Source organism: Plantibacter flavus, from assembly GCF_002024505.1.
In the GTDB taxonomy this organism is placed as follows: Bacteria; Actinomycetota; Actinomycetes; order Actinomycetales; family Microbacteriaceae; genus Plantibacter; species Plantibacter flavus_A.
This window is the reverse complement of sequence record NZ_CP019402.1, coordinates 3,069,216-3,086,674: the sequence shown is the minus strand read 5'-3', so window position 1 is coordinate 3,086,674 and position 17,459 is coordinate 3,069,216. Positions and strand designations below refer to the sequence as shown.

Here is a 17,459-nt window from a genome sequence, read left to right as displayed (position 1 = left end):
CGCCGGCTCATCGCTTGCCCACCGGAGTCGGGAGTGCGGTCGCCATGAACGCCGCGGCCTGTTGGAAGTACATCGCAGCGAGCGTGACCCGGGCCGGCTGCGCTGCCTGCAGGATGGAGGCCGATGCGCGGGTGAGGCCGTCGACGTCGGCGGCCGAGACGGTCACGAACCCACGGAACTCCATGTCGGTGAACCCGTCGACGATGTCATCCTCGCGTTCGCCGAGATCCTCGTATTCGCGCTCCTGCTCACGGGTGGTGATCATCCCGCGTCGCTGACGCAAGCCTCGCGCGACCTCCAGGTCCACCTTCGCTCGCCCCACCTGACTCAGAGCCTTGTGGGTCGGCACCGGACGCACGCTGAGGGTGAGCACCCGCGTCGCGTCGCCTGAATAGAGCAACTTATCGAGGAACCCGACGCTGATTTCGGAGCGGGGCCACTCGGCAATCCAGTACGTGCGGTGGACCGAACCATCGATCTGCACGTGATCCCAGCGCTCCTCGATGCCCATCACCGGAGCCAGTCGGGCCGGGGCGTCCTTCCATGACCCTGCTGCGAAGCTCGTCGGGTTCATGGCGAGTGCGAGCATCTCGTCGATCGCCTCGATGTCGAGCCAGTTCCGGAGCTCGACGCCGATGGCTTCGAGCGAGTCACGCATCTGCTCGACAAGGTCGGTCACGATGGCAGCGATGCCGACGAGGCCACCGCCAGAGTGCTTGATCGCCGACCGGAGCGAGCGCAGGTCGCAGGTAACAGTCACCGTGTTGGTGAACTGCATCGATCGATCGGCACCCGCGGTGATCAGCGCGTCGTACTCTGCTCGGACCGCGCGGCTGACGGTCGATGGCTCGGTTCGATCGCGTTCCGCTGCGTAGCGCGCGAGTTCGTCGGCGGGTTTGGCGTCGACGCGGATACGCGCCGTCGCGTCGACCAGCCCGGGGACCGCCTCGAGCCCGCTCATCCATCCGACGAAGCCGTCGTATGCCGCTTGCTGGACGCCTTCATCGAGTAGCGGCCATGCGGAACTCAGAACGTCGACCGAGAACGAGATGAGCGATCGTTTCGGGTCCAGGAGGAATCCGCCCCGACCTGGGACCTGGACGAAGCGCAGCGATCCGTACGCGCCGGGGAGGCGATGGCGATGGACTTCGCGCGGGCTTTCCGTCCCGTGCCGCTTCGTTCCGATCTTCATGGGTTCGTCCTTTCGTGAGTCCCACACGTCACGCCTGAAGCTCGTCTGGAGGCGATGCCGTCGAGAGGCGTAGGTGAGCACGCGCCAGATGAGCGCGAGACCGGACTCGCGGTGCCAGGTCCAGCTCCCGATGGCGATCGAGAGTGCTGCCGGCCAGATCCCGATGCGCCAGTAAGCGCCCCAATCAATCAGGAGCCATATGACCGAGGCTGCGGCGGTCGCGCAGATGACGGTGAGCTGGGGCCAGCTCAGACCGAGGAACGCGCCGCGCCGCTCGCGCTGCGCGAAGCGGACGCGGGGCAATGCCGGCGAGTTGGTCACTTCGCGAGAATCCGTCCGAGGAGGCGCATGGCGTTCTGGGCCTTGCCCGAGACGTGCGGTCGCGGTTGCAGGGAGTTCCGGACGTCGTCGCCGGCGAACGAGACCAGGCGGACCGCCCACAGGGGAGCGAATGCTGCCGCGAAGACGACGCCGGCGGCGACGATCACGACGCCGAGGTCAGTGGAGTCCGTGACCAGTTGGATCGAGAGGACGAGGATCGCCGCCGCTAATGGTTCGGCGATGACGAGGCCGATCGTCAGGTTCGCCCACCTCGTCGCCCAGACGGCGAACTTCGGTTGACCGATCATCATGAGGCCGATCGGTGCTGTCGCGGCGAGGGCGACGAGCGAGAAGGAGCGGATCGACATCGAGACGTAGAGGAAGAGTGCGGCCAGCGCCATGATGGCGAGGATGAGGAAGACCACCGTGTACTGGCCGATGATCGCGTTCGGGGCCAGCTTGGCGGTGGTCATGGCCCGAGCGATGGCGCCATCGTCGGTCGGGACGGGCACGTCAGCGACCACGCGGTATCCGAACATGCGCAGCAGTGCGTTGCCGAGGCTCTGGTCCTGGACGGTCGCGACAAGTGCGTCGGTCGTCTCGCCGCCGTAGGTCACGAACTGCCTCATCACGTAGACAGCGGCGACGCTGGACGGCACCGCGACGACCAGGCCGACGGCGACCTGCGCGATCCGCCGGCCGTCTCGCATGATCGCCGCCGGCGCGAGTTGGAAGCAGGCGACGATGGAGATGACGAGTCCCATCGTCGCGACCCAGAACCAGAACTGTCCGTCGGCGATGGTCCAGCTGGACTCGCCGGGACGGCTACCGATGAAGGCGTTTGCGAGCATGTCGGTCATGAAGTCGCCGAGGCCGATGATTCCGCCGCCGATGAAGCGGGCAGCCGACTCCTGAGCCATGCAAGGGATGTCGGCTGGACCGCAGCCGAACTGGGGCACACCGAAGTCGTCAGTGCGAAAGCCGCTCATACGATCTGCAGCCCGATGCCGAAGTTGATGAGTGCGGTGGTGCCGGCCGCGATTGCGGCAGCGGCGACTGAGCAGAGAACCCCCGCGATCCCGACGGACTTCAGTGCTCCGTTCTTGATGAGCCAGCCGAGCGCGATGCAGGCGGCAGCGAGGAGCACCCCGATGCCGCAGAGGATGAGGACGACGAAGAGGATGTTGCCCGCAAGGTCCTGGATCGCCTTCGATCCGATGCCGGCCTTCGGCGTGATGTCAGGGATCGTCTTCAGGAGAAGCCCGCCGAGGTTCGTGGTCCAGATGGACGTGATGATGCGTTCGCCCACAGTGTTCATTCCGCGTGGATCGGGACAGAGAGGGTCAGCGGGTCGCGCTGGGAGGGAACATCGACGACGAGATCCAGCGCGGACACGCCGAACGGTACGTAGTACGCGAGCGCGAAGCTCGTGCTCAGGTGATTCGGCAGGGTCCAGTCACGACCGCGCCCCTGCGCGCCGGACGGTCCCCACGGGACGCCGGCATCGGACGCGAAGTCCGGTCCCTCGTTGGTGTCCAGTTCGGCGGTGTCGCCGAGGCCGGCCCAGCTCGTCTCCCGTACCGTTAGGCCGGTGAGGTCGAGTTCACCGAAGGGGACGAAGCCGTCGAGCGAGACCTGGATGACGATCACGAAGCTGCCGGCGGGAAAGCGGTCCATTCCGCCGGGCTGGCGGAGGAGGCCAGAGTCCTGGGTCGTCACGTAACTGCCGAGTTCGTAGACGGCGACGCCGAGGTCTGAGGTGGCCGCGCGGGCGACTGGCTCTGGATCCGGAGTCGCCGGGGAGACGTCGGTCCGGTCTGTGGATGAGGCTGTGGACTGGGGCGCAGTGTCGGCATCGACACACCCGGTCAGAGTGATGGCTCCTACGGCAAGCAGTCCTACAAGCAGCGGTCGCCGCATTGATCCTCCCGAGAGTTCGCGAGGACACTGTCGTCCTCAACGGTCCTTGCGGCCGGCAGGGCGGATAGGCGGACCCGTGTAGATGAGTGGCGAGAGTGTCGCCAACTAGCTCGCGACACCCGCAGGTGTGATCGGTGCATCGCTCAGACCAGAACGCGGACACGAAAGCAACTCTCGAGTCCCCTGACAACAGAGCGGCCGCGTTTGTCCGCGATGTTGGGCGCGGACGAAGCCGCTTGGCTTCAGTCAGCGGCGTAGGACCGCTTGCGCCACTGCGCTTGCAGCCGAGCCACCCTCGAAACGCCTCCTCGGACTGGACTCACTGGGCTTGATGGTCGCGATTCTGTCGACCACAGCGCATGCCTTCTTGATATGGGCGGTCGTCGTATACGGGTGGTGAACGGGGCTGGCTCCGCTGGGGTAGGTTGGCGACTCGCTGGGTCCAAATCTCCGAGAATCAACCCCCTGATGACAGCCGGTGCTCTGCCCACGGACATCCAGCACCTTAAGCTGATTACGCGTGGTTGGGGGCAAGCGTGTACATGTATCAGATACTTGAACAAGCGTTGGGGGAGGAAGCCTCCCCGGAAGCAATACTTCATGCCTGTGCGACGGATACTGTCGCGTTCGGGGAGCAATGGCTCGCGCTCTACCGCGAATCGGATCTCGAAGCAGTCCCGACGAAGCTTCCGCACGAGTTTCGTCCTGGCTTCCTTGTGGACTATGTCGGACGCGAGGATACTCCTTACACCAGAGAGTTCGATTTTGTGCAGCGCTCGCTGCTATACGCCCACAGTGTTGCCGTCGTCGACGAACTTGAAGGCTGGGTGGCTCTGGACCCGAACGAAAGAGACCTCCACTGGCAGCTCGGCTTTCGAGACGCGAACAACCTTGCCTGGGCAGCAATCCGAGTTGCCTACTACGCCGAGTTCGAGCGTGCCGGACTGCTCCACTACGTGGATGGGCCGCGCTACGCATCGAAGCCGTCCTTCGAACGACTGACGAGTAGTGCAGATCTGACGGAGCTCTACCCGCTCGTGAAGGAACGCAACGGCTACGTAGTCCCGTTGCCGGAGAACGACATTCAGCGTGACCTGTTTGACTCGAACTTGAACATGTGGTTCAGGCAACTTGACGCGGTGATTGGTCACGGCGCCGTTCGAAGTGGCGTCGTTGACGTCCACCTGCCCGAATGGTTCGCTGGCCCACAGCTCCTTGATTGGACGCTACGCCACTCTGCGGCCGCGGGGTCGACGGAGCATCTCGCCGACGAGTCCTACCTTCAGCAGCTTCTCCATTTGCCTGCGCCGCTCGACGCCCACCGAGATCCGGAACAACTCGTGCTCTTTCGGCAGCATGACCTGTTCGAGCAGTGGCGTAATGATCTGGAAACCGGGCTCGACTATCTTTCTGGTGGCCGAGAACAGTCAGTCGTCGAAGCCGCGCGAGCGGTGCGTGCTGCGTCGAAGTACCTCGCATCACGCGAAGAATTGGCCCGCACGAGGGTGCGAAGCAGTCCGTCGCTGCGAAAGGCGTTCACCACTGCGTTTACCACCGGTATCACCACTACCGTCGGGGCAAGCGCAGTCAATCTAGTCACAGCGCCCCCAAACCCCGGTACCGCCTTCGTTAGCGGCACCGCGGTGGGTACGTCGACTCTCGCAGCGCAGCTGGCAGCCGCACTTTACGACCGGTTCCGAAGCGCGCAGGTGTCCACTGAAACGGTGACAAGGCACTACCAACTATTCGGCGACGGTTCGTTGAGCGGATGGCGGGGAGCAATGCCGTTCGATCCCCCTCCGACGTCTTGGATGGAATCGATTCCATCTGGGAGGCCCCTCGCCTTTGACCTGTTTCCTCATGGACCCGTCAGCGGCTGACTGCGGCTTCTGTGCCGTCGCCCCCACGACTCAGATCCCGCTCTGTCTCATTGACGTACGTTGCGCCGTATCCGTGAATCGTACGACGCGTACTGCAGCGCACGAAATATTGTGGGCGCGTGGGGCTGCGGCTAGCGTTACTGAAGGTCGCGCTCGCGGACATTCGCATGAGGTTGGGCTGGAGTGGCTAGGTCCCGCGTCGGTATGGGGCGAGGTCGAGGGATGTATCCGTCGACGACTGGGCGGTGAGCTGTCGCCGAGCAACGTGCCTGATGTAGAGCATCGCGTTCGCGGCAGCAGCAGCCCACATGATGGCGAGAATCAACGCGCGTGTAGCGGGATCCTGATGTGCGTCGTCAAGCAGAACCGCGGTTCCGAACAACGAGACGACTATCTGGCTGATGATCCAGCCACCCCAGCGGCTGAGGATCACCACCAGGAGCACAATCGCCAGGAACGGCAGCGGGAGCAGGAACATCCAGCCGCGCAGCTTCATCGGTTCGCCCAAGTCATGCAGTCGACGCTAGGCGGGGCAGCGGCCCCGCTTCGGGCGAAGACGGGCGTCTGTGGATAACTTCCCGACTACTTGGACGCTGGTCGACTCCGGTCCAGGCCAAGTTCGACGCCGAGATCCCGGTAGCGCTCGGACACGACCTGCTCGAGGACGACGTACTCGTATCGGTGTCGTTTGCCGTCAGGCTCCTGGATCGGGTGGGCCTCGATAACTCCCAGTTCACGCAGCGTTTCCAGGTGGTCCTGCACCGTGACGCGGTTTACCTCGACGAGCTCGGCTATACGTCCGCGCGTGAGGGGGCCCTGCTCCAGCAGTCTCGAGAGGATCGCGAAGTTCACCGGCTCACCGAGGGTCGCGAGCGCACTCCTCGCATCGTCGGAGAGCTTGGGGCGAGCGACGCGAGGCATGGGGTCATTGTGCACGGTCTCGGACTGGTCCATGATTTGCAGATGGTTAAACCAGCTTCAAGGGGATCGAGGGTGTGTGACTGCAAGAGCTGAAGTGATCGGCGTCGTTGATGGGGAGGTCCTCCTCACCGGCCCGGCGGAGCGTCCGATCGTTTCGTTCATGCTGGCGGACTATCAGCGAGCTTTGAGCGACGGTGGACTCATCGTCCGAGCCCGGGTTGCGTGGTGTCAGGTCATCTGCCAATCCACTGACACCGCGGAAGCGGCTGGCTCGCTGAGGTCCGGAATCGAGGTCGCTGTTCGAGGAGAGTTGGACGTCCTCCGTGCCACGCCGGCATCGCAAGGTTCTGATGCGGTCCTTGTCTCACTGATAGCTGACAGCGTTCAGATCCTTGGTCCTGCGCATTGAGGTTTGCGAAGCGGCGACTGTCCAACCTGTGATGGACTCTGCCGTTGGTGTGCGAGGGGGAAGCGCATTCGCGATGGTCAATCTCACATAGGCCGGATGGGGTCTCGGTGCGTGAGGTGTGGCATTCGGTTCCACCCGGTCGAGCTCCAGCACTGACGGCCCGGCTATGGCTGTCCCATTCCCGACGGAGTCCAGGCTTTATCGATAATGTCGTCAATGCTCTGAACGTAGCTTCCCCCGCCGGGCAATACGCATACGACAATCGTCGGTTGCGGTCCGAATGCGTTCACATGAAGAAGGAGATTCCCCATGGCACAGAAAGTCATCACCACCCTCGTCGACGACCTCGACGGATCCGAGCTGAAGCAGGGCGAGGGTAAGACCATCACGCTCGGCTTGGAAGGCTCGACCTATGAGATCGACCTGTCCGAGAAGAACGAGAAGGCCCTGCGCGCTGCGCTTGAGCCCTACCTCAAGGCGGCGCGCACCGTGTCGCGGTCGAGGACGGCCAGCTCTGCCAGCTCGAGCCGGAGCAATAAGGAAGAGCTCGCGGCTGCGCGTAGCTGGCTGCGCGCCAATGGGCACGATGTCTCTGACCGGGGACGTATCCCCGCTGCGCTTCTCGAGAAGTTCCGTGAGGCAGCCAAGTAGGTCGCCTGCCCGTCCGCGTTCTGTGGACTACTGCCCCGGATTCGCGTGTGCGACGTCGATGTGCACGTGATTGCACGTGTCCTCGAACTCGTCGAAGTGAGCGAACCCGGGGCTGTTCCGGCAGTTGGACTGCCCGGTTCGTGATCCAGGCGGCACGACGGAGTCCAGGAGTGCCAACAGCTGCAGAGACAGGTCATCACCGCCGGTCACGGAGCTGCCGTTGAGCGCGTAGATGTCGACGGCCATGCCGCCGCCATCGCGGTAGTGCGAGGAGTTCTCGCCGGCGCCTTCAAGCGAGCCGGTGCAGCGTCGGTTGAGGTCGGACACGGCCACCTGCTCGAATGTGTTCAGCGCGACGAGCAGGATCTGCATGATGCGGGAGTCGATGCCGCAATCGGCGAGCGCAGTTCCGTTCGCGACGTTGCGGAGCTGCTGGAGGTAGTCGCTCCCGACCAGACGCCGCTCGTCCATTGCTCCGACCAGTCGGACAGCGAGCTCTCGGTTATCGCCGTCGACCGGCAGGTAGTTGCAGGCTGCACCCACCATGAGCTGTTCGTCCGGGACCTCTGGTTCGACGAGGGCGAGCGCATTCCGGGCTGATGCTTCGGCAGCGGCGATGGTCGGTGCTTCCGCGTGAATGCCGATAGTCGACAGCCACCACCCAGCGGGTTCGTCGATCCAGGCTGGGTCGCTCATGATCCCTGGTCGGTTCTCGCCGGCCCCGGTCAGGATGAGTCCGGTGGCAGTGGCGGTATCTCGCAGCTGCTCGGCTGTTCCCCACCCACCGCGGACGGTGCGCCGGTATACACCGAGGGGTGTGTCATCAGTGATCGTGTCGGACGTCGATGAAGTCATGTTCGACGCTGCGTACGCCGCGGTGAGTGCTGCCAGCTTGGCCTTCGGCTCCGGAGTGATCGCCGCTGCCGCGTCGACAATCGTGGATACGAGGACCTGTTCGGCGACCACGAGCGGGCCGGTCGGCTGTTCCGCCGGCACCGACCCGGGCGCCGCGCAGTGCGCTTGCCGCAGAGCGCTCCCTGTTGGGACGAACATCGTGATGGCAATCGCGGGTAGCGCTGCAGCCGCGACGAGCCCGCCCAGCATCAGCGCGAGCGCCCCGCCCAAGATCTTCTTCGGCCCGATCGCCAGGACGACCTTGACCGCGAGCATCGGCGCCGCCATCAGATGGACTCTCCATCCAGGATGCGTGCGGCGAGTGTCAGCAGCTTGCGTACGTGAGCGATCCGGCTGTGGACCCGGTGCTTGCTCAGGCCGGTGATCCGAGCGACGGCGGCAGCGTCGCGCATCATGGCCGGCTGGAAGAGAGCGATCGCTCGCAGGCCGTCGGTCTCGGGGATGCACTCGATCGCGGACTGGCGAGTGTTCGGATACCCACGGTCGGCGAGGCGGAGCGCGGCGTTGGCGGTCCAGGCGGCGGCGGCGATGTTCTCCCGCGCGGTGCGGATCGTGCGGGGTGAGACGCCGATGCGTTCCGCGACGTCGGCGCGGGCCTCGTCGGTAAGCATCAGTTCGATGGCGATCGTCCAGTCTCGTTCTGACACCGTCTCCCGCACCCACGCGATACGCCGACGCTGCTCGAATCGGTGCACCAGAAGGTCCAACGGGTCGCTGCCTGCTGCCGGCCGGTCCGTATCGAACTCCGCAGTGAACCGTTCGCACTGGATTGCAGCTTCGCGCCGCGTTGCGAGCACGACCTTTGCAGCGATGCCTTGGGCATAGTGACCGAAGGATCCCCGGGTCGCGTCGAAGCTCTCTGCTCGTCGCCAGGCGACGACTCGGATCTCCTGCATTGCGGCGTCGATCTCGCCACGGAGAGCGTGTTGGTTGAGGACTCGAGTCACGTAGCCACGTGTGGACTCGACTGCGGCGAGGAAGACGTCCAACCCGATGCGGTCGATCGCGTCGGATGATGCTGCGAGCAGCGATGCATCGACCGCAGCTGCCGAAGCGGGCGCCGCCTGTGCAAGGTCAGGCTGATTCACGGTCACGATCCTTTCTCCAGTCCGGACGCTCTTCGCCACATATGCCACACACCTCTCGGAAGGTTCCGACGAAGCGATGTCCGCCCGCACTGCATTCGGCTACCGTCGGCGGACGGTTGCCGATGCGCCTGGGACCCGGCGGGGCGAGATCTCCGTCGTCTGGCTCACCGGGGTTCGTGGGCCAGCGATGCGGTTCTCTGGCGATGGATCGGCCGACGTAGGCGACCGGATCGCCAACCGGACGGGATGAACCATGGATCGCATCGACGCTCGCCGCCAGCACGTCGACCGCGGCCACGTCCACCGATGGTGCGTGCTTCGCCAGCCACCGCTCGACGGCGACGAGGCTGAGTCGAGGGTGCAGCGCCTGCGCGGCCAGCTCCAAGCCGGGAGACGTCGAAGAAGATTGGTGTTCTGGGGATTGATGTTCTTTAAGTGGCGGGAGAACCGTCGATGGCTCGGCCTGGGAGGAAGACCCGACGTGGTCGGCAGCGGAGACTGCTTCCGAGGCTGTGTCGCTCAGGGACGATGTGCCGGATCCGTCCCAGGCGTCGAAAAGCGGGGGAGGGAAACCCGCCAAGGTATCGGCAGCGCCACCGTCGGATCCTGATTCCGGCTGGGGTGGATCGAGGAGAATCAGCAGCACGCGGCGGTGGCCGGCGATCGATTGCCCGGCGGCATCAACAGTCCCGGCTGGATGCCGGTGCTCCTCGACACGAAGGAATCCGGCGGCCTCGAGCTTCCGTCGCGCTGCTCTGAAGGCGTCCTTCCCGAGACCGAGGTCTCGCTGGGCCCGGGATTGCGTGATCCGGTACGTGCGTCGGTGGGTGACGAGGTAGAGCATCAGCGAGAATGCGTTCCCGACGATGCGTGGATCACGCGCCCACCAGTTCCGGAACTGGGCGAACTCGCTCTCGAAGTCGAACTCCGGCCGGATGAACTCTGCCTCGGTGATCGAGTACTCTCGAGGACCCATCGGCCCCTTCTCTGCGGGCTCAGGCACTGGTGGGGCCGTTGGCCGCTGCTGCAGATGATGGCAGGAGTTCAGAGCCTCTTAGCCCAAGGGAGGCGCCGATCCGGTCGAGTTCGGCCACGGTGAAGTCGAGCTGACCGGCGAGCTTCAGTCGGAGCTGTTCTGGCGGCATCCCGACTGCGTTCGCAAGTTGAGTATCCGTCTGGCCATGGTTGAGCAACGCGTGTAGGACGCGTTGAGCGATCTGCTGGGAGAGGGGGATGGTGTCCATTTGGTCACCATAGGAATTATTCGGTCCGCTTGTCAAATATTAGATTTGTGTGAACGAGTGTTTGTTTGCTACGGTGGCCGGATGGACGCCGCCCTCGATTTCAACGACGCGGTAGCCGCTGAACTCCGCCGCCAACGCACGGCTCGAGGTCTCACTATCGACGAAGTCGCGAGGCGTGCCGGAATGGTACGTACGACGGTGCTGCGATACCTCAACGGCAAGCGCGCCATTCCGATCGGTGCACTCTATGGCTTGTCGGGAGCTCTGTCTGTGGAGGCCCATCGGGTGGTGGCGGCAGCGGAAGCCTCATTTGCTGCGATGTCTGCGGCGGATGGCATACCTGTCGTCGGTGCTACCGACTCAGCGGATCCCACGCTGCGACCCGGGCACGTAGTTCGAGTGCGGTCGCAGGGAAGGGCGAGCACTCATGATTATGCGCGAATCGCGCCTATGCTGACCGCGCGAAGCCCCGCGGGTGTCGGGTCTGGGAGGGGAGACCTGCCTGACCATCTGGGCGTAGAGTCAGCGCCCGCCCGTGTGACTGTCTCCGGCGATACAAGGCGACGCGTCGGATCCCGTTGCGGGGCGCCGAGTGCGGCTCAGAATTTGATCGCCTGAGTAGCTAGACCGTCAGTCCGGGCGGCAGTCCGTCGACGACGACTTATGGGAACCGTGAGTCATTGATCGCGTGTGGGGTCCCTTCCTTGCGTGACGTTGGGCGGAACACTCTCCTGGGTTCTCGTCTCGCTCCGACGCAGGCGCATGATCGATAGTCACGGCAACGGCAACGGAAGTACGCCTCTATATGGGGTGCGGCCAACGCGGCAGGACGAGGGGACTTCCCGATTCCGGGTCCTGGATGACACGCGCGTCGAGTCCGAATACTTCGGACACAAGCGACTCGGTGATGACCTCGGCCGGGGTTCCGGTGTCGACGACCTCACCGTCTTTCATCGCGATGATGTGGTCGGCGTAGCGTGCGGCTTGGTTGAGATCGTGCAGGACAGCGACGAGCGTATGGCCTTGCACCCGGTTGAGTGTGCGGCACAGCTCGAGCAGTTCGATCTGGTGGCTGACATCGAGATAGGTGGTTGGCTCGTCGAGCAGCAGGATCGGCGTCTGCTGGGCCAGTGCGACCGCCATCCACACTCGCTGGCGCTGCCCGCCTGAAAGCTCGTCGACGAGGCGGCCGGAAAGCTCCCGGATTCCGGTGGAGTCCATCGCTGAAGCGACTGCAGTCTCGTCGTCGGCCGACCAGGGTGAGAACAGACGCTGATGTGGGTAGCGTCCCCGCGTCACCAGATCGATGACGCGGATGCCGTCGGGCGCGACGGGACCCTGTGGGAGCAGGCCCACCTCGCGCGCCACTTGTTTGGTCGGCATCTTGTGCAGGCTGCGGCCGTCGAGCAGCACACTACCGCGCGTCGGCGGTAAGAGTCGGGTGAGGCTCTTGAGGAGAGTGGACTTACCGCAGGCGTTGGGCCCGACGATTACGGTGAATGCTCCGTCGGGGATATCCACCGATACGTCTTCGCAGACCAGCTTGTCGGAGTAGCCGAGCCCGGCGCCGTCGACTATCAGTCGGGTCATCTCCTCTTTCCCTCTCGCAGGAGTAGCCATAGGAAGTACAGTCCGCCGATCGACACCGTGACGATGCCGACGGGCAGGGGCGAATCAGGGTGGATGCGTTGGGCGACGACATCCGCGAGCAACAGCAGCAACGCTCCTACTGCGGCCGTGGGCCCTAGTGCGAGTCCGTCGGAGCGCACGAGGCGCCGGGCAATCTGCGGTGCCGCCAGTGCGATGAACGAGATCGGGCCGACCGTCGCCGTCGCGAGTGCTGTGAGGCCGATGCCGACGACGATCGCCGACACCTGCACCGCGCGCACATTCTGTCCCAGCGCCGTGGCGAACGGCGTCCCGATTTGCAGGAGTCGCATCGGCCGGCTCAACGCGATGGCCGCCACGATGAACACTGCCGAGCCGACGAAGGCGGCAGCGAATGTGGGCCACGAAACACCGGAAAGATTGCCGGCACCCCAGAGGCTCGCCATGATCGCATCCTCCACCGTCGCCGTCAGTAGGATCCAGACGTTCACCGACGCGAGCATGGCGCTCACGCCGATGCCCACGATGATCAGCCGCACCCCGCGCACGGAACCTTGCTTCGACGACAGGAGGAACACGAGGAACGCGGTGACGATGCCGCCTATGAGTGCCGCGATCATCGTCTCGACCGAGCCGCCACCGATCAGCAGCATGACGATCAGGGCGCCGGTGTACGAACCGGTCTGGAACCCGATTACATCGGGGGAACCGAGCGGGTTGCCAGTGAGGTTTTGGAAGATCGCGCCGCTCATTGCCAGGCACGCACCGAGCAGCACGGCCATGAGGATGCGGGGCGCACGCCATTCGAGTACGACCATGTTGGTGTAGTCGTCACCCTGACCGAGGAGGGCGCTGAGCGCCTCGACCGGTGATATTTGCGCCGATCCCGAAAACACTGCGAACACCGCGAGCAGCACGATGCCGACCCAGAGGGCGGTACAGAGGCGAGCTGACAGCCCATCCACCAGCAGGAACGGCCGCGAGTGTGGGCCGATGCGGTGTATGCGTCGGCCGAAGTCGAGTTCGGTCACGCCGTCATACCTCCGAGACCCGGGATCGGCGCACCATGTAGATCAGCACCGGGGCGCCGATGAACGCCGTGACGACGCCAACCGGTACCTCGCCAGCCGTGATGACACGGCCCAGCACATCGGCGAACCCCATCACGGTGGGCGCGATCAGCACCGAGTAAGCGAGGATCCATCCCTGGTGAGGGCCCACGATCATGCGCGCGATGTGTGGGGCGAGCAGGCCGAGGAAGCCGATGGGCCCGGCCGCCGCGGTCGCTCCGCCGGCGAGAAGGGCGATCGCGACGAGCGCGACGATCCGGATGCGGTTCGGGTGGGCTCCCATCGCGACGGCGGATGCTTCGCCGAGCGAGAGCAGGTCGAGCGAACGTGAGCTGAGCATCGCAAGGATCAATCCTGCGACGATGAACGGCACGATCGCGAGCGTCGCGTCGAGCGGTTGCGAGGCCGTGGTTCCGGCCGACCATCCGCGCATCTTCTGCAGGACCTCGGAGTTCGACAGCAACACGGCCGACGAGAACCCCGACAGCACGGCCCCAAGGGCAACACCCGACAGCGTCATGCGCACCGGGTTGCCGCGGGCCGAGCCGGTGTTGCCGATCATGAAGACCAGCACTGAGGTGATCATCGCGCCCGCGAACGACCACCACATGTATTGGGAGATGTCCGTCATCCCGAAGAATGCCAGTCCCACAACGACCGCTAGCGATGCGCCCGCGTTCACCCCGAGGATGCCGGGGTCGGTCATCGGGTTGCGGGTGACAGCCTGCATCAGGGCCCCGGCGACGCCGAGAGCTGCGCCCGCGATGAGCACGAGGACCGTGCGCGGCACGCGGGAGAGCCAGACCGTCTGCGAGATGGCGTCGGCGGGGTCGGGGTGGAAGAGCACGTGCACCACATCGGCCGGCGGAAGGCTGCGCGAACCGACGAGCATGCTGGCTGCGAGCGCCGCGAGACATAGGAGCGCCAGCGGGATCAGGCCGATCCACCGCCGTCGGCTCGAATCGCTCGCGGCCGACGCACGCGGGTCCGCCCCGGACAGGGAAGTGTTCGGGGCGGACACGGATACCGTGGGCTGCGAGGGCATCGGAAGGTCAGGAGACCTTGGTCGACGAGGAGACGAGCGCGGCGACGTCGTTCAGCCACGCCGCGTAGGTCGAGGCGGTCATCGCACCTTTCGAGCTCCAGGCGCCCAGCTGGTCGGCCTGCACGGCGGGAAGCGCGTCCCACAGTTCGGAGCTGAACGAGAAGTCTTCGCTGTAGCCCTCGACGAGCAGGATGTCGGCGGGGTAGGTCGAGGCATCCTCCCACGCGACCTGGCCCCACGGGTTGCCGGTCTTGGGAGCGTCGGCGCCGACGATGGTGGCGCCGAGCTCTTCGAGCAGTTCGGCTTGCGCGAAGCCGACGCCGGTGTAGAGCATCTCCTTGGCGGGGCTCGTGAGCATGAGGTTCAGATTCTTGTCGGTGATGGCATCGCTGAATGCTTGCTTTGCTTGCTCAAGGTCTTCGTCGGACTGGACGATCGCCTCGGAGGCCACGTCGCCGCCGAAGAAGTCGGCGATCTCGCGGGTGTCGGCGATGCGCCCCTCGATCGTCTCGCTGCTCGGCAGCGGCACGAACGGCGCGACGCGGGTGATCTGCGCATTGACGTCTTCGTCGAACCAATTCCAGCCGTCGGCCGTGCCCTGGCCGATGATGGCGTCGGGTCGCAGTTTGGCGAGCTTCTCGACATCGATCTCGCCGTCGGTGCCGACGACCTCGATGTTGGAGATGTCGGCATCGCCCATCACGAAGGGGTTGTCGCATTCGTATCCGAAGAGAGCGACGGGCTCGACGCCATACTCGTGCAGCGAGCTGTATGCGTAGCAGTCCATGACGATGTTCTTCGGCTGCGCGTCGAAGTCGATCGAGAGGCCGTCGATCGAGGGGTGCTCGAGGGTGACGCCGCCGCCGCTGCCGGCGGACTGTTCGGGGGCGGCTCCCGTCGAGGCACAGGAGGCGAGCAGCAGGGCGGACGTGGCGACGAGGACAGCGAGGGAGGACCGGCGGAGCACAGCGAAGACCAATCTTTCGGCGGAAGGGGATCGTCTCGACTGTAGCAAAGTTAGGGTAGGTAATCCTAACTAGCTAGTGGCCGGCCCTGAAACCCTGGGCGTGCTGGTAGACGATGACCTGAAGTCCGAATCAGGCACCGCCTCATGCGTCGGAAAGAGCACAGACGCAGCCGTTGCCTCGCCGCGTGGGGATGGCATCGACGCGGACCCGGCGTTTCAGGCCACGAACGTCCACGCGGAGTATGTAAGGCACCTCGACGCGCGCAAGCTCGACGAGGAACGCGTTCTGAACGCGTATGGGATGCATGGCACCGTCCTCGACGTTGAGGGCGTTCAGACTGCTGAATCACCCGAAGCGTCATCCACCAGGGCGGTACCCCTGCGGATCGAGTATTCGATACTCGACAGCCACCGCCTCGTCTGATCGTCGCGTCAGTCCAAGAATCCAGCCGAACTCGCCAGTCGCAGCCCATGCCCGTGCGTGTACAGCGGGTCGGCTGAATCGAACGGGACGTCCTCCCGAGAAGCCTCAACCGCCGTCATGGACCGCGGAAGATCGAAGGGGAGCGCGCCGACGAACGGCGTTCGTCCAAGTAGAGCGTCGAGGATTACCTGGTCGCTCGCTCCGTATTCGCCGATCAGGGCAGCCGAGTACGGTTCGAGCGCGGTCAGGACTGGAGGCCGTTCAAGGAAGACGACGACGATGGTGGGCGATCGCTGGGAGAGGTCGCGGATGTGGTCGACGACTTCTTCCGGGCAGCTCAGTGACCCGGCGTGGAACCAATCGCCGAGCGCGCTGTCGGGGTCAGTGTCGAATGGGGCGGATAGTCGAACGATGTTGACGTCGGCGTCTTTGGGGGAGTCCACGCGCTTGACCGGTACATGAAGTCCATCCCAGTCGATGCCCTCCGAGTAGATGCTCATACCGGCTGACAGCGGGAGGAGGTCGGTCCCTTTCAGCAGCGTCAACGACGCGCCCTGCGCGTACTCGCCAAGTGCGCGGTGGTGCGGGTCGGTTCCGACGAGGCGCGCGCTCTCGACGTCGACGTAGCGATGTTCGAAGAGCCCGAGCCGGAACTTCTCGAGCAAGATGCGCCGCACAGAGACGTTGACGCGTTCCTCCGGCACCTGTCCGTCGGACACGAGCTCGACCACTCGCTCGGGGCAACTGTCACCACCGAACTGGTCGACCCCGACTTCCAGAGCGATCCGCAGACGTTCGGTCGGCGTGAGATCCTCCAGGCCGTATCCGTTCGGCCCGAACGTGAGCCCCTCGACCGTCGTGGCTTCCAGCAAATACCAGTCGGTGCAGACGATGCCATCGAAGGCGAATCGTTCACGGAGGAGCTGCTTGATCACGGGTTCATTGAAGGCGAAGCCACGCTCTTCCCAGTCGGTGTCGACCGGCATACCGTAGTAAGGCATTACCTGGGTCACGCCGGCAGCGAATGCCGCTTGGAACGGGCGCAGGTGCAGGTCCTGTTGATGCCCCGGGTACACCTGTTCGCGGAAGCGTTTGTCGTGTGCGTCCATGCCGCGCTGCTGCGGGCCACCGCCGGGGAAATGCTTGACTACTGCGCTCACACTCGCGGAGTTCAGCTCGGGCCCGCCACGGAGTCCTTCGATGAATGCTGCGACCAGGTCGGCTACGACCTCTGGGTCTTCGCCGAAGGTGCCGAATCCTCTTGACCAGCGGGGTTCGGAGAAGATGTCGGCCATCGGTCCGAGGTAGACCCGCATCCCCATAGCGAGCATCTCTTGACGGATGATGTCCGCATACTCGCGCACGAGTTGGACGTCGCCGATGGCGCCGAGTCCGGTGTGCTCCGGCCAGCGTGAGACTGCATCGGCGGTCTTGCCGGTGAAGGGAGAACTGTGGAAGCCGTTGCGGGGGTCGGTCGAGAAGCTGATCGGGATGCCGAGACGCGTGTCCGCCGCGAGAGCCTGCAACCGGTTCAGCCACTGTGCGATCTCACCGGCATCGTCGCCGTCCATGACGTGGATGTGCGAGATGAACTTCCTCTCGATTTTCTCTTTTGCGTCGGAGAGAGCCTGTTCAGCAGAAAGAAGCCGACCCGGAATGTTGATTGCTGGCTGGAACATTAACCCAGCTTTTTCCGCGAGGGTCATGCGGCCGAGGAGATCCTCGGTGCGCTCTTCTGCGCTGAGGGTGGGGTCGAGGTATGGGTGCTGAGGCATGGTTTCCTTTCGGGGGAGGCGTTCTCGCG

19 protein-coding genes are annotated in these 17,459 nt (G+C 64.6%); 4 read left to right on the top strand and 15 right to left on the bottom strand.

What is annotated here, in order from left to right:
- Positions 1–7: 7 nt before the first annotated feature.
- From BWO91_RS14330 to BWO91_RS19715, 4 genes are all read right to left on the bottom strand, one after another.
- The gene (locus BWO91_RS14330; protein WP_079003027.1) at positions 8–1,513 is read right to left on the bottom strand and encodes an SCO6880 family protein; all 1,506 of its coding nucleotides are present in this window, start codon (positions 1,511–1,513) and stop codon (positions 8–10) included.
- A complete protein-coding gene (locus tag BWO91_RS14325; protein ID WP_079003026.1) occupies positions 1,510–2,433 on the bottom strand; it encodes a hypothetical protein in 924 nt (307 codons plus the stop codon). The genes BWO91_RS14330 and BWO91_RS14325 overlap by 4 nt, the downstream gene beginning before the upstream one ends.
- Positions 2,434–2,498: 65 nt before the next feature.
- Positions 2,499–2,831: a hypothetical protein gene (locus tag BWO91_RS14320; protein WP_079003025.1), complete on the bottom strand. Its 333-nt coding sequence runs from the start codon at positions 2,829–2,831 to the stop codon at positions 2,499–2,501.
- A complete protein-coding gene (locus BWO91_RS19715) occupies positions 2,828–3,433 on the bottom strand; it encodes a hypothetical protein (protein WP_153303480.1) in 606 nt (201 codons plus the stop codon). Before BWO91_RS19715 ends, BWO91_RS14320 begins: the two co-directional genes overlap by 4 nt.
- Before the next feature lie 536 nt (positions 3,434–3,969).
- Here BWO91_RS19715 and BWO91_RS14310 point away from each other — a divergent pair.
- A complete protein-coding gene (locus BWO91_RS14310) occupies positions 3,970–5,313 on the top strand; it encodes a hypothetical protein (RefSeq protein ID WP_079003023.1) in 1,344 nt (447 codons plus the stop codon).
- A gap of 187 nt (positions 5,314–5,500) precedes the next feature.
- On the opposite strand, the gene BWO91_RS14305 is transcribed toward BWO91_RS14310, so the two are convergent.
- Both BWO91_RS14305 and BWO91_RS14300 read right to left on the bottom strand, forming a co-directional pair.
- Positions 5,501–5,809, bottom strand: a complete 309-nt coding sequence (locus BWO91_RS14305; RefSeq protein ID WP_079003022.1) for a hypothetical protein — start codon at positions 5,807–5,809, stop codon at positions 5,501–5,503.
- An 86-nt stretch (positions 5,810–5,895) separates the two neighbouring features.
- On the bottom strand, positions 5,896–6,234 hold the full coding sequence (locus tag BWO91_RS14300) for a helix-turn-helix domain-containing protein (protein WP_167620492.1): 339 nt from the start codon (positions 6,232–6,234) through the stop codon (positions 5,896–5,898).
- A gap of 718 nt (positions 6,235–6,952) precedes the next feature.
- On the opposite strand from BWO91_RS14300, the gene BWO91_RS14290 reads away from it, so the two are divergent.
- The gene (locus BWO91_RS14290; protein WP_079003019.1) at positions 6,953–7,294 is read left to right on the top strand and encodes a histone-like nucleoid-structuring protein Lsr2; all 342 of its coding nucleotides are present in this window, start codon (positions 6,953–6,955) and stop codon (positions 7,292–7,294) included.
- Between the two features lie 27 nt (positions 7,295–7,321).
- Here the strand turns inward: BWO91_RS14290 and BWO91_RS14285 are convergent, their stop codons facing one another.
- Genes BWO91_RS14285 through BWO91_RS19705 form a run of 4 tightly spaced genes read right to left on the bottom strand, consistent with a single transcriptional unit; the run spans position 7,322 to position 10,541 of the window.
- Positions 7,322–8,476 carry a hypothetical protein gene (locus tag BWO91_RS14285; RefSeq protein ID WP_079003018.1) on the bottom strand — a complete coding sequence of 385 codons (1,155 nt, stop codon included), beginning with the start codon at positions 8,474–8,476 and terminating at the stop codon, positions 7,322–7,324.
- On the bottom strand, positions 8,476–9,297 hold the full coding sequence (locus BWO91_RS14280) for an RNA polymerase sigma factor (protein ID WP_167620491.1): 822 nt from the start codon (positions 9,295–9,297) through the stop codon (positions 8,476–8,478). Before BWO91_RS14280 ends, BWO91_RS14285 begins: the two co-directional genes overlap by 1 nt.
- Positions 9,284–10,273, bottom strand: coding sequence for a hypothetical protein (locus tag BWO91_RS19710; RefSeq protein ID WP_153303478.1), 990 nt, complete (start codon positions 10,271–10,273; stop codon positions 9,284–9,286). Before BWO91_RS19710 ends, BWO91_RS14280 begins: the two co-directional genes overlap by 14 nt.
- A gap of 19 nt (positions 10,274–10,292) precedes the next feature.
- Positions 10,293–10,541, bottom strand: coding sequence for a hypothetical protein (locus tag BWO91_RS19705; RefSeq protein WP_153303477.1), 249 nt, complete (start codon positions 10,539–10,541; stop codon positions 10,293–10,295).
- A gap of 81 nt (positions 10,542–10,622) precedes the next feature.
- Here BWO91_RS19705 and BWO91_RS20560 point away from each other — a divergent pair, with 81 nt between their 5' ends.
- On the top strand, positions 10,623–11,159 hold the full coding sequence (locus BWO91_RS20560; RefSeq protein ID WP_079003016.1) for a helix-turn-helix domain-containing protein: 537 nt from the start codon (positions 10,623–10,625) through the stop codon (positions 11,157–11,159).
- Between the two features lie 183 nt (positions 11,160–11,342).
- Here the strand turns inward: BWO91_RS20560 and BWO91_RS14270 are convergent, their stop codons facing one another.
- From BWO91_RS14270 to BWO91_RS14255, 4 genes are read right to left on the bottom strand one after another with little or no spacing between them, the layout of a single operon-like run.
- Positions 11,343–12,131, bottom strand: a complete 789-nt coding sequence (locus tag BWO91_RS14270; protein WP_079003015.1) for an ABC transporter ATP-binding protein — start codon at positions 12,129–12,131, stop codon at positions 11,343–11,345.
- On the bottom strand, positions 12,128–13,180 hold the full coding sequence (locus BWO91_RS14265) for a FecCD family ABC transporter permease (RefSeq protein WP_079003014.1): 1,053 nt from the start codon (positions 13,178–13,180) through the stop codon (positions 12,128–12,130). Before BWO91_RS14265 ends, BWO91_RS14270 begins: the two co-directional genes overlap by 4 nt.
- 4 nt (positions 13,181–13,184) lie before the next feature.
- Complete coding sequence (locus BWO91_RS14260) at positions 13,185–14,240, bottom strand: FecCD family ABC transporter permease (RefSeq protein ID WP_205847530.1); 1,056 nt, start codon at positions 14,238–14,240, stop codon at positions 13,185–13,187.
- Positions 14,241–14,271: 31 nt separating this feature from the next.
- A complete protein-coding gene (locus BWO91_RS14255; protein ID WP_205847529.1) occupies positions 14,272–15,279 on the bottom strand; it encodes an ABC transporter substrate-binding protein in 1,008 nt (335 codons plus the stop codon).
- Positions 15,280–15,307: 28 nt separating this feature from the next.
- Here BWO91_RS14255 and BWO91_RS14250 point away from each other — a divergent pair, with 28 nt between their 5' ends.
- Positions 15,308–15,655: a hypothetical protein gene (locus tag BWO91_RS14250; RefSeq protein ID WP_079003011.1), complete on the top strand. Its 348-nt coding sequence runs from the start codon at positions 15,308–15,310 to the stop codon at positions 15,653–15,655.
- An 8-nt stretch (positions 15,656–15,663) separates the two neighbouring features.
- Here BWO91_RS14250 and BWO91_RS14245 read toward each other — a convergent pair whose 3' ends face one another.
- A complete protein-coding gene (locus BWO91_RS14245; protein WP_079003010.1) occupies positions 15,664–17,430 on the bottom strand; it encodes a glycoside hydrolase family 3 protein in 1,767 nt (588 codons plus the stop codon).
- Positions 17,431–17,459 lie beyond the last annotated feature (29 nt).